Source organism: uncultured Chitinibacter sp., from assembly GCF_945957625.1.
In the GTDB taxonomy this organism is placed as follows: Bacteria; Pseudomonadota; Gammaproteobacteria; order Burkholderiales; family Chitinibacteraceae; genus Chitinibacter; species Chitinibacter tainanensis.
On sequence record NZ_CAMFLP010000001.1, the window covers coordinates 373,154 to 384,488 of the forward strand.

The following is an 11,335-nucleotide window of genomic DNA, read 5'->3' on the forward strand; positions in this document are numbered from 1 at the left end:
TGGTTGGTATTATTGTTTTTCGGTATTACTTGCTGTTTTTCAGCGTGCCTTTTTCCACGCGCAAGGCGATGGCAGCACGTTGAATCACAATCTCAACGCCGTCAGCGATTTCGATGCTGAGGTATTGCTCTTGTTCTTTGATTTTGACGATGCGGCCAACAATCCCGCCATTGGTCACAACTTCATCGCCTTTTTGCAGGGCGGTGAGCATCGCTTGGTGCTCTTTGGCCTTTTTCTGCTGAGGGCGGATCATCAGGAACCAGAAAATCACGAAGATCACGATCATTGGCAAGAATGACATGAAAGCGCTTGGTTCTGCCGGCGCAGCTGCGGCGTATGCAGGAGTGATAAACATAGGTTTATTTCGTTTCCGTGTGTAAAGCCCAACAAAGGCGGACCATTCTAGCCTTTGAGCCAGCGAAAATCTACCAGCCGGCCGCCTTTTGTCCGTCCGAAGTGATGTGGGCTTGATTTGTGATAAAGGCGAACCGCGTCTGAGTCGCTTGGCGCGAAAAAGGTTCCCGTGCTCAGCGGCTGCTGCGGGCTGGCAATGCAGCTATGGCGCGGCGGAGTGCGCCTAGTTTCTCGGCCTGCTCGGCATAGCGGCAAGCCAGATACAGCGCGCCGATTTGCTGCAACCGGCGCGCTAGGCTGGGGTGCCGGCGGCTGGCTCGGGCCAGATAGTCACTCACGGTTTCGCTGGGCTCGCGTGGTAGTTGCAGTTTACGCTCGAGCTGGCGCAAAGCGCGGCTAGGCGCATCAAGTCGTGCCGGGCGGTGTTTGTAGAGTAACCAGCCGGCAAAGCCGCCCAAGGTCAGCAGCAATCCGCCAAATAGCCAGGCGAGAAAACTGAGCGACAGAAAATCCTCAATCCCCAGTTTTTTCAGCAAATCTTGCTGCTTTTGCTGATCAAAGCCGACCACCCATTGATTCCAGTGATTGACCAGTACATCCAGCCGCAAGCGGGCCAGCCGCAGCCAGGCATTGTCATTGCGCAGCATAAACGGCAGCTCGGCGGTATTGACGGCATTGGCCAGCCCCTCGTTAATCCGGCTAGGCGCCACGACAAACGTGGGGTCGACCCGCTGCCAGCCTTGCTCGGCTAGCCATACTTCCACCCAGGCATGGGCTTCGGCTTGGCGCACAATCCAGTAATCACCATTGGCTTTACCGCCTTGATAGCCGGTTACCACCCGTGCTGGCACTTGTGCGGCGCGCATCAAAAAGGCAAACGCACTGGCGTAATGCTCGCAAAACCCCAGTTTGCTCTGAAATAAAAATTCATCCACCCGGTCGCGACTTTGCAACAGCGGTGGGCTGAGCGTGTAGCGATAACCCTGCGTTTGCAACCATTGCAAACCAGCCTGCACCCGTGAGGCGGGGGGTAAGCTGGCCCAGCGACTGGCTAGCGCGCGTGCTTGCGGGTTACCCGCCACCGGCAAGGTGAGGCTGCGCATGATTTGCTCGTCAGTATCGTGCCGGGTTTGCCAGCGCAGCAATGAGGTGGCGCTATAGCGCTTACGTTCGGTGATTGGGGTGGGGTTGATCAGCTGCAAGCGATTACTCAGCGCCGTGCCCGCAGGAATCTGCACCGGCATATCCAGCGCGAGCAACCATGGCTGCTGATTGGGCTCGAGCGTAATGGTGTACTGGATGGCGGGGCCTTCACCGCTGATTTGTGGCACCTGAGTAAAGCGAATCGCCGCCTGCGGGGCGCTGTCGGCGTAGGCCGGTTTCCACTGTTCACCATCAAAATCATCAAAAACCGGGCCGCGCCAATACAGGGCGGCACTATCCGGGGCGGGGCCTTGAAAACTCACCCTGAAAGCAATGCTGTCATTTTGTATCAGATTGGCAATGTTACCCGGGGTCATTGCTTCGCCAGATAGACCGGTGCGCGCTTGCTGGCTATCGGGTACGGCCCACAGTGGTGAAGGCAGGCGTGGAAATAATACGAATAGCAGGATGGCAATGGGTATGCCTTCCAAGAGTATTCTGCCTGAAGCTTTTAGATTATTACCTAGTGGGAGTATCTGGTTTTCAATGTGCTGTGCGCAGGCAATGATCGCCACGCTGGCCAGCAGGGCGTAGGCGGCTTGCCACGGCTCTTGCCCGTGCAAAAAAGCCACTCCCGTCAGTAAAAACATCAGTAGCAATAAAGCCCGCGCATCGCGCCGCGTACGAGTCTCGAGGAGCTTGACGATAGCCAGTGCCAATAGCACGGCCACACCGCCTTCGCGCCCCACCAGTGTGTTATGCGCCTGCCAAACTAGGGTGGCCACGACCCCGGCCAGTAGCCAGGTGCTCCAGCGCGGAATGCGGCTGCGCCAATCGGGGCTGAGGCTGCTGAATACCAATAACACCAGCGCCAGGCAAGCGGCTAGCCACGGTGGCTGTTGCACCAGATGCGGCAAGCTACAAATAGCCAGGGTGATACTCAGCCATTGTTGGTGTTGCAACGCGAGCAAGGTGTGGGCTTTGGCCATGGCTTACCCCGCGTACTCGGCCAGCGCGCGCAGGCATTGATGCAAATGGGCGTGGCCATGCCCGGGCGGGATTTGCTGGCTACCTAGCTCTAAGCCGTAGCTGCGCCCGGCGGCATGTGCCTGCATGGCCCAGGCGCACAGGCGGGACAGCCGCCCCTCAAGCGGGAGCTGGGTGAGCGCCGATAGCGACAGCCATAGCTGTTCGCTTTGCGGGCTTTGATATTGGCGAATGAGTAGCTCATTACTGCGGGCGGATTGTTTCCAGGCGATGTCATGCAGCGCATCACCGCGCTGAAAACTGCGTAGCCCGGCAAAATCATCCTGCCCGGCCGCGACCAACTGTTGCCCGTCACCTTGCTGGCCACCCACGGGTAGTGGCGGTGGGTTTTCTTCCGGTTGGGGGTAGACCAGCACTTGGCTGGCGACTTCAGCGTAAGTCCAGCAGCGAAACAAGCCCAGCGGGGCGCTGCTGGCGATAGTAAAGCGCGGTAGGCTCAGCCAGCCACGCTGGCGCGTGGCCAGCGGTAACAGGAGTTGCTGATGGCTTTGGCCGGCCAGCAGTGAGCACTGCACCGGCTCACCTTGGCCTAGCTGCAAGGTAATTCCCAGTCGCGGCTGGGTTTTATCGTTGTGCAGCAAAATCGGAAACAGCGCATCTTCGCCGGCAAAGACCGCTTGCGCTTCACCTGCGCTGATCGCCATGCCGAGCAAATTGGCATAGCTGCGCAGCAAAATAGCGTGGGCAATGCCCAGCAATAAAAAGCAGAAAAAAAAGCCCAAGCTCAATTGATAATTCAGCGCCCCCACCAGCATGGTCAGCGCCACCAGCCCATAGCCCACACCATACACGCTGGGCAGGATATACAGCCGCTGGTGGCGAATGATCAGCCGGCCGGCCTGTGCGGGGTGCTGGCGGCTCAAAAAACGCTGCCAGTAAGCCAGCAGGGCGGCTTTTAGATTGGCCCACATCAGGGAATGGCCACCGCACGCAGTAACTGCAAGGCGCAATGCGGATCAGCGCGGCCGCTTTGCCGCAGCAGCAAGCGATGTCCAGCCAGAGCGGGGAAGACCTGCTGCACATCTTCCGGGATAACCATACTTCGATTGGCAAGCCATGCTGCGGCTTTGCACGCTTGCACCAAGCCCAGCGCCGCCCGTGGCGAAAGCCCACAGCTAAAGCGTTGATCTTCGCGGGTGGCCGCGATCAAGGCCTGAATATAATCGAGCACCGGCTCGGCCAGTTTGATGTCTTCAATGGTGCGCTGGGCGGCCAACAGCTGCGCCGGTGTCAGCGCAGGCTGCAAGCCGGCGAGCAGGTCGCGGCGGCTTTGGCCGGTAAGTAAGGCGCGCTCTGCCCGCGCATCGGGATAACCCAATTCCAGCCGCAGCAAAAACCGATCCAGCTGCGATTCGGGTAGGGCGAAAGTGCCGATCTGGTTTTGCGGGTTCTGGGTGGCGATGACAAAAAACGGCTTGGGCAGCGGATTGCTTTGTCCATCGATCGTCACTTGCTGTTCGGCCATGGCTTCGAGCAGCGCCGATTGGGTTTTGGGGGTAGCGCGGTTGATTTCATCCGCGAGCAGCAGCTGGGTAAAAATCGGGCCAGGGTGAAAGCGAAACTGCTCGGTTTGCCGCTCATACACCGATACACCCAGTAAATCTGCCGGCAGCAGATCGCTAGTAAATTGCACCCGGGCAAATTTCAGTCCCAGTACCGTCGCCAGTGCATGGGCCAGCGTGGTTTTGCCTACGCCGGGTACGTCTTCGATTAGCAAATGCCCTTGCGCCAGCAGGCACACCAGCGCCAGCCGCAAGGTAGGCGCTTTGCCCAGAATAATGTCATTGAGCTGTTGTTCGGCGGCGTGTAGCCGTTGTAATAATTCGCGACTTTGCGGGCTCATTCTTTTCCTTGCTGGCGCTGAGGCGTAAACTTTTGCAACAGAATAGTTTCAATCATAGGTAAACCGATTGTACGGGTCTAGCGGCGCAACGGCATTAATTGGGCATCCAGCGTGCAGTTTGCACGATATGGGCAAGGGGCATCCGGAGTGTCCGGAGCGGATTGCCGCGATACAAGATCGGCTGATGGCCTCGGGTATCTGGGATTACCTCTTGCATGTGCAGGCCCAGCCAGCCGAACGCGAGCAATTGCTGCGCGTGCATCCAGCTGAATACCTCGACAAACTGGCGCTGATGAGCCCGGCGCAAGGCCATGTACACCTCGAGCCCGACACCGCCATGAATCCGTATTCGCTCAATGCGGCCTATTATGCCGCCGGCGCTGGCGTGCAGGCGGTGGATATGGTGATGCAGGGGCGGGCGGGGAATGTGTTTTGTCTGGTGCGCCCGCCAGGCCACCATGCCGAGCGCAGCCGCGGGATGGGGTTTTGTTTTCTGAATAATATCGCCGTTGCCGCCCGGCATGCGCTGGAGCACTACGGCCTGAGCCGAGTAGCGATTGTGGATTTTGATGTTCACCACGGCAATGGCACCGAAGACGCGTTTTTTGATGAGCCGCGAGTGCAGATGGTAAGTATCTTCCAGCACCCGTTTTTTCCCTATTCGGGTGATGTACCCAAAGGCCCGAATATGCTGAATGTGCCGATGCCGCGCGCCAGCCGTGGGGCTGAGTTTCGCGAAGTCGTGACTGAGCAGTGGTTGCCGGCCTTGAATGCCTTTGCGCCCGAACTAATCTTTATCTCGGCCGGCTTTGATGCGCATTTAGAAGACGATATGGGCTCAATGGGGCTGGTGGAAGCGGATTATGCCTGGGTTACCCGCCAGCTGATGAAAGTGGCAGCCACGCATGCGCAGGGGCGGATTGTGTCGATGCTGGAGGGCGGCTACGAGTTGTCGGCGCTGGCCCGTAGCGTAACCGAACATATTAAGGTGTTGGCCGATGCCTAAATTGCTGCGCCCGCACCAATCGGCGGTCATCATCATTGCAGTACTCGCCATACTGGGTGGGTGTACCTCAACCAAACCTAGTACTAATAAGCCTTCTGGCTCAATACCCACCAAGCCATCATTAAGTAAAATCGAAGTGTCGGGCGACGCTCGCGAAGTGGTAATGGTGGCGCTGGGCTTACTGGATACCGGCTACCAGTTCGGCGGCAATAATCCCGAGGCCGGGCTCGATTGCAGTGGCTTGGTGCGCTATGTGTATCAAAATGCGCTGAATGTCTTGCTGCCCCGCACCGCGGCCGAAATGGCGCAGGCCGCACGGCCAGTGAGCCGGCAGCAGCTACAGGCCGGTGACTTGGTGTTTTTTAATACCCTAGGCACGCCGTTTTCGCATGTGGGCATTTATCTGGGGGATGGGCAATTTATCCATGCACCGTCCAGCAAAGGGCGAGTGCGGATCGAATCGCTGGATAAAGCCTATTTCGCCACCCGATTTGAAGGTGGCCGCTCGCTGTTTGCCACACGCTAAGCCTCTGATCGGCCGCTAAACCGCACGGCGGCTGGGGATAGACCCAATACGTTTTGCCATAACCCTTTGCTACATTGAAAAAGTCGTTTGTTGCCCTGCGGGCAAAGGCTTGGCCAATGTTGATTCGTCCTACCCGATTAGCCGATCTTGAGGCGATTCTGGCGCTGGCCAGTTCGGCCGGTGTCGGGGTTACTACTTTGCAACCTGATCCGGCGCGCTTTACCCGCCGGATTGAGGCCAGCCTTAATAGCTTGGCGGCTGAATTACCGCTGGGGCAGGCCAGCTATCTCTTTGCGCTGGAAGATGACACCACCGGGGCGCTGGCCGGTATTTGCGGCATTGAAGGCGCCGTGGGCATGGATGACACCTGGTACAACTACCGGGTGGGCCTATCGGTTCATGCTTCGCGCGAGCTGGATATCTACAAACAGCTACCCACGCTGTTTCTAACCTCCGATCTCACCGGCGCCAGCGAGCTGTGTACGCTGTTTCTGAATCCCGAATACCGCAAAAACGGCAATGGGGCGCTGCTATCCAAATCGCGTTTTCTGTTTATGGCGGAGCACCCGCAGCGCTTTAGCCCGCAGGTGATCGCCGAAATGCGTGGGGTGTCGGATGAAGCCGGCCGCTCGCCGTTCTGGGAAAGCCTGGGCCGGCATTTCTTTAAGATGGATTTCGCGCAGGCCGATTTTCTCTCCTACGTGGGCAGTAAATCTTTTATTGCCGAATTAATGCCCAAATACCCGATTTATACCTGCTTGCTCTCGGATGAGGCGCAGGCAGTGATTGGCCATGTGCATCCGGCCACTGCGCCCGCGCGCGCCATGCTGGAAAGCGAAGGCTTTGCCTACCAGGGCTATATCGATATTTTTGATGCCGGCCCAAGTCTGGCCTGCCAGCGCGACAATATCCGCGCGGTGCGCGAAAGCCGTATCTATCAAACCCTCACGGTGGCGGCCGAGCCGAAAAATGGCACGCCATGGTTGGTGAGTAACGGTGGCTTGGCCGATTTTCGCGCCACCATCGCCATCACCCGCCCACTGGAAGACAGCTTGCCGCTGACCAGTGCCGTGCTGGCCCGATTGAATCTTGACGACGGCGCCAGCGTGCGCGCCGTTCCATTGTCTGCAAAGGGGTAATTCATGAATGTGATTCACGGCAACCTGATTGATGGTCAGTGGCAACCGGGGCAGGGCGCGGCATTTGCTTCGCGCAATCCGGTCACCCAGGCGCCGGTCTGGGAAGGGCAAGCGGCCACCGCAGCGGATATTGATGCCGCCGTGGCCAGTGCCCGCCGCGCGTTCGCGGGCTGGCGCGATCTAGATCTGGCCGCACGGCTGGCGATTATTCGCAATTTTGCCGAGCTACTTAAAGCCAATCAGGCGGAGCTGGCGGCCACCATCGGGCGCGAAACCGGCAAGCCACGCTGGGAAGCGCTAACCGAAGTCACCACCATGGTGAATAAGATCGATATTTCGATCAAAAGCTACGAAGAGCGCACCGGCTACAAAGAAGCGCCGCAAGGCGATGCGCTGGCGGTGCTGCGCCATCGCCCTCACGGCGTGGTAGCAGTGTTTGGCCCGTATAACTTCCCCGGCCATTTGCCCAACGGCCATATCGTGCCGGCCCTGATCGCCGGCAACTGTGTGGTGTTTAAGCCCTCGGAGCTGGCGCCACTGACCGCGCAAAAAACCGCTGAGCTGTGGCTGGCCGCTGGCCTACCTGCCGGGGTATTGAATGTGGTGCAAGGCGCACGCGACACCGGTGTGGCGCTGGCGGCGCATGCGCAAATTGATGGCCTGTATTTCACCGGCAGCGCGGCAACGGGCTATGCGCTGCATCAGCAGTTTGCCGGGCAGCCAGATAAAATCCTGGCGCTGGAAATGGGCGGCAATAATCCGCTGATTGTGCGCGAAGTGGCCGATATCAACGCCGCTTTGCATCACGTGATTCAATCGGCCTTTATTTCCGCCGGTCAGCGCTGCACCTGCTCGCGCCGCCTGTTGGTGCCGGTGGGCGAGTGGGGCGATGCCTTCTTGGCGCGTCTGGTGCAAGTGGCCGATGCGCTGCAAGTGGGCGCGTGGGATGCCGAGCCGCAGCCGTTTATGGGCGCGGTGGTATCGCTGCAGGCCGCCGAGCAACTGTTGCGCGCGCAAGAGCGGCTGTTGGCGGCGGGCGCGACTACGCTGCTACCGATGCGCCGTTTGCAAGCGGATACCGCCTTGCTCTCAGCCGGGATTTTGGATGTGAGCGCTGTGCGTGAGTTGCCCGATGAAGAATACTTCGGCCCCTTGCTGCAAGTGCAACGTTATGGCGAATTCACCGAGGCCATCACTCTAGCCAATGCCACCCGATTTGGGCTGGCTGCAGGGCTATTGAGCGATGCGCGTGCTGATTATGATTATTTCTGGCGCGAAGCCCGTGCCGGCATCGTGAACTGGAATAAACCGCTGACCGGTGCCTCCAGTGCCGCGCCATTTGGCGGTGTGGGCGCTTCGGGCAATCATCGTGCCAGCGCCTATTACGCTGCGGATTATTGCGCCTATCCGGTCGCCTCAATCGAAGCCGAACAACTGAGCTGCCCAAGTCAGCTACCACCTGGGATGACCCTGTAAATGAGCGAGCAAACAAGTCGCCTCGCCGGCGCGGCTGCGCCCGGCGTTGAAGCCAATTTTGACGGGCTGGTCGGCCCCACGCACCATTACGGTGGCCATTCTTTTGGTAATGTCGCCTCCACTGGCAATGCCAAGCAATTGGCGAATCCCCGCGAAGCCGCCCTGCAGGGGCTGGCGAAAATGAAAGCGCTGGCCGATCTGGGCTACCGGCAGGGTGTGTTTGCGCCGCAAGAGCGCCCAGCCGTGTGGATGTTGCGTGAGCTGGGGTATAGCGGTAGCGATAGCGAAATCATTGCCGCTGTGGGCAATACGCAGCCCGGGTATCTGTCGGCCATGTGTTCGGCTTCGTCCATGTGGACGGCCAATGCCGCCACCGTGAGCCCCTCGGGCGATACCGCCGATGGCCGGGTGCATTTCACTGTGGCCAATTTGCAGAATAAATTTCACCGCGCTCTTGAGCACCGCCAAACGGCCCGCACGCTGCGCGCGATGTTTCCCGATAGCAGCCGATTTGCAGTGCACGAAGCCTTGCCGATGCTGGCGGCGCTGGGCGATGAAGGTGCGGCCAATCACACCCGCTTTTGTCGTGACTATGCCGGCGCGGGGGTGGAATTTTTTGTTTATGGTCGTCAGCACTGGGGGGGCCGGCATGAGCCAAGCCGCTTCCCCGCGCGCCATACGCTGGAAGCGAGCCAGGCTGTCGCGCGCCGGCATGGCCTGACTGCGGCGGGCACCGTATTTGCCCAGCAAAATCCGGCGGTGATCGATGCCGGCGTGTTTCACAATGATGTGATTTCGGTAGGCAATCAGCAGGTGCTGTTTACCCATCAGGATGCGTTTTGGGATAGCGCCAGCGTGTATGCCGAGCTGCGCGCCAAATGCGGGCCTGATTTTCAGATTATTGAAGTGCCCCGCAGCGCCGTGAGTGTGGCCGAGGCGGTGAAATCGTATCTGTTTAATAGCCAGCTGTTGGCCAAAGGCGATGGTCGCCAGCGTTTGGTGGTGCCGGAAGAATGCCGCAATACGCCGGCGGTGTGGGCGTATCTGCAAGATTTGCTGAGCCGCAATACCGCGATTGATGAAGTACTGGTGTTCGATCTTAAGCAAAGTATGCAAAACGGCGGCGGCCCCGCGTGCTTACGCCTGCGCGTGGCGCTGAACGAGGCTGAAATCGCCGCGGTCAACCCCGCGTTGTGGATGAACGATGCGCTGTATGCCCGCTTAACGGGCTGGGTGCAGCAGCATTACCGCGATCGCCTGGGTGAGGCGGATTTGCTCGATCCACAGCTGGTGGTGGAAGTGCGCTCGGCGCTGGATGAGCTAACGCAAATCCTGCAGCTGGGCTCGATTTATCCATTCCAGCGCGCGGGTTCTGATCTGTAAACAGCGCCTGGCCGCCGGTGAATGCGTGTTGCGGCGGGTAGGGCGACGCTGAGTCGCTGCCTGCCGCTACCTACCCGGCGCGGTTGCCGCTCTGAGCGTCGCTTTTGCGCTGCGTGGTAGGTCAGCCCAAGCTGGCTTGGATGTAAGCCACCGCGCAGCCTGCTACACTGGCGGGCTTTCCCGCGTCACCTATCATCAGTAGGTGCCCTGTATTTGAGAATTGAGGCCCGCCATGTCGACCTTCTTGCAAAAAACTCTGGCCGGTGAAACCGCACTGGCGCTGCCCTATTGTTTGCCCCACGGGCCATCGGTGCAGGTGCTGGATGAAGGGGTGATCCGCTTTGAGCCAAGCCAGCAGCCGCATAATCCGCTCGATCTGGTGATTTCTTGCGGCATTCATGGCAATGAAACTGCACCGGTCGAGCTAGTGGAAGCGCTGATCGAGCGCATCATGGCCGGCAGCCTGAAAGTTAAAGCGCGGGTGTTGTTTATCTTTGGCAATGTGGCGGCGCTGCGCAGCGGTAAACGCTTTGTTGAAGAAGACATGAATCGCCTGTTTAACCGCGCCCCGCAAGTGGAAGACGGGCTGGAAAAACGCCGCGCGCTGATGCTGGAAATGCACGTTGGCCGCTTTTTTAGCGATTCCACCGCGCCACGCATGCACTATGATTTGCACACCGCCATTCATGGCTCGCTGATCGAAAAATTCGCGATTTACCCACTGCCCAAACCGGGTAAGCGCTTTGAAGCGCAAGCCATTGCCCGCCTTAGCCTCGCTGGCGTGGATACCGTGCTGCTGCAGTCCACCAGCTCCAGCACGTTCTCGTATTCATCCAGCTTTAAATATGATGCCGAAGCCTTTACCGTCGAGCTGGGTAGCGCGCGGCCATTTGGGCACAATCAGGGGATTGATCTCTCCAAACTCGATGGTTACCTCAGTGCGCTGATTGCGGGCGAGCTGCCCCAGCCTGAGCTGGTGCCACCGCAGGTGCAGATTTTCCGCGTATCGCGCGAAATCCCCAAAACCAGCCATGATTTCAGCTTCGCCATCGATGGCAAAACCGATAACTTCACGCCACTGACCCAAGGCATGACGCTGGCCGTCGATGCCGGCGTGCCCTTTGTGATAGACGAGGCGCAGGCGCGGATTATTTTCCCCAACCCCGATGTACCGCCCGGTCAGCGGGCAGGGCTGATTATTGTGCCCGCACGCGACTTTCTGGCAGAGATTAAATAGGGGTATTGCCCTGTCGGCTTTTATCTAAAAGCCATACAGGCTGATACATTGGTAGGGTACACAAACACAGGCAGCGCTAAGCTGCCTGTGTGCTTTTGGGCGGGCGCAAATTCTGCCGCAAATGACAAAAGCATGACAAATCACCCGTAAATGCTGATAGCCCACCCCGGCAAACTGCGGT

General features: G+C 58.9%; 10 protein-coding genes. 6 read left to right on the plus strand and 4 right to left on the minus strand.

The genetic code is table 11. From position 1 onward, the window contains the following. Positions 1-25: 25 nt before the first annotated feature. The 4 genes from yajC to QV747_RS01770 all read right to left on the minus strand — a co-directional run bounded on the left by yajC (position 26) and on the right by QV747_RS01770 (position 4,387). Positions 26-301 carry a preprotein translocase subunit YajC gene (gene yajC, locus QV747_RS01755; protein ID WP_373277555.1) on the minus strand — a complete coding sequence of 92 codons (276 nt, stop codon included), beginning with the start codon at positions 299-301 and terminating at the stop codon, positions 26-28. A 226-nt stretch (positions 302-527) separates the two neighbouring features. Then, positions 528-2,486, minus strand: coding sequence for a DUF3488 and transglutaminase-like domain-containing protein (locus tag QV747_RS01760; RefSeq protein ID WP_273428005.1), 1,959 nt, complete (start codon positions 2,484-2,486; stop codon positions 528-530). A gap of 3 nt (positions 2,487-2,489) precedes the next feature. After that, entirely contained in the window at positions 2,490-3,455 is a 966-nt protein-coding gene (locus tag QV747_RS01765) for a DUF58 domain-containing protein (protein ID WP_273428002.1), read from the minus strand. Beyond that, complete coding sequence (locus QV747_RS01770) at positions 3,455-4,387, minus strand: MoxR family ATPase (RefSeq protein ID WP_273428000.1); 933 nt, start codon at positions 4,385-4,387, stop codon at positions 3,455-3,457. Before QV747_RS01770 ends, QV747_RS01765 begins: the two co-directional genes overlap by 1 nt. A gap of 127 nt (positions 4,388-4,514) precedes the next feature. Here QV747_RS01770 and QV747_RS01775 point away from each other — a divergent pair, with 127 nt between their 5' ends. The 6 genes from QV747_RS01775 to astE all read left to right on the plus strand — a co-directional run bounded on the left by QV747_RS01775 (position 4,515) and on the right by astE (position 11,154). Continuing rightward, positions 4,515-5,393, plus strand: a complete 879-nt coding sequence (locus QV747_RS01775; protein ID WP_273427998.1) for a histone deacetylase family protein — start codon at positions 4,515-4,517, stop codon at positions 5,391-5,393. After that, on the plus strand, positions 5,386-5,919 hold the full coding sequence (locus QV747_RS01780; protein WP_273427995.1) for a C40 family peptidase: 534 nt from the start codon (positions 5,386-5,388) through the stop codon (positions 5,917-5,919). The genes QV747_RS01775 and QV747_RS01780 overlap by 8 nt, the downstream gene beginning before the upstream one ends. Positions 5,920-6,035: 116 nt before the next feature. Then, positions 6,036-7,058 carry an arginine N-succinyltransferase gene (gene astA, locus QV747_RS01785; protein ID WP_273427994.1) on the plus strand — a complete coding sequence of 341 codons (1,023 nt, stop codon included), beginning with the start codon at positions 6,036-6,038 and terminating at the stop codon, positions 7,056-7,058. 3 nt (positions 7,059-7,061) lie between these two features. After that, positions 7,062-8,534: a succinylglutamate-semialdehyde dehydrogenase gene (gene astD / locus QV747_RS01790; protein ID WP_273427992.1), complete on the plus strand. Its 1,473-nt coding sequence runs from the start codon at positions 7,062-7,064 to the stop codon at positions 8,532-8,534. Then, positions 8,535-9,917: an N-succinylarginine dihydrolase gene (astB, locus tag QV747_RS01795; RefSeq protein ID WP_273427991.1), complete on the plus strand. Its 1,383-nt coding sequence runs from the start codon at positions 8,535-8,537 to the stop codon at positions 9,915-9,917. A gap of 232 nt (positions 9,918-10,149) precedes the next feature. Next, positions 10,150-11,154 (plus strand): succinylglutamate desuccinylase, encoded by a 1,005-nt coding sequence (gene astE / locus QV747_RS01800; protein ID WP_273427988.1) that lies wholly within the window; start codon positions 10,150-10,152, stop codon positions 11,152-11,154. Positions 11,155-11,335: the final 181 nt, after the last annotated feature.

What these genes read in the sequence shown, in the direction of transcription:
- QV747_RS01770 (WP_273428000.1), bottom strand. Translation starts at nt 4,387, where the DNA reads ATGAGCCCGCAAAGTCGCGAATTATTACAACGGCTACACGCCGCCGAA.
- astA (WP_273427994.1), top strand. Translation starts at nt 6,036, where the DNA reads ATGTTGATTCGTCCTACCCGATTAGCCGATCTTGAGGCGATTCTGGCG.
- astD (WP_273427992.1), top strand. Translation starts at nt 7,062, where the DNA reads ATGAATGTGATTCACGGCAACCTGATTGATGGTCAGTGGCAACCGGGG.
- QV747_RS01780 (WP_273427995.1), top strand. Translation starts at nt 5,386, where the DNA reads ATGCCTAAATTGCTGCGCCCGCACCAATCGGCGGTCATCATCATTGCA.
- QV747_RS01775 (WP_273427998.1), top strand. Translation starts at nt 4,515, where the DNA reads ATGGGCAAGGGGCATCCGGAGTGTCCGGAGCGGATTGCCGCGATACAA.
- yajC (WP_373277555.1), bottom strand. Translation starts at nt 301, where the DNA reads ATGTCATTCTTGCCAATGATCGTGATCTTCGTGATTTTCTGGTTCCTG.
- QV747_RS01765 (WP_273428002.1), bottom strand. Translation starts at nt 3,455, where the DNA reads ATGTGGGCCAATCTAAAAGCCGCCCTGCTGGCTTACTGGCAGCGTTTT.
- astB (WP_273427991.1), top strand. Translation starts at nt 8,535, where the DNA reads ATGAGCGAGCAAACAAGTCGCCTCGCCGGCGCGGCTGCGCCCGGCGTT.
- astE (WP_273427988.1), top strand. Translation starts at nt 10,150, where the DNA reads ATGTCGACCTTCTTGCAAAAAACTCTGGCCGGTGAAACCGCACTGGCG.
- QV747_RS01760 (WP_273428005.1), bottom strand. Translation starts at nt 2,486, where the DNA reads ATGGCCAAAGCCCACACCTTGCTCGCGTTGCAACACCAACAATGGCTG.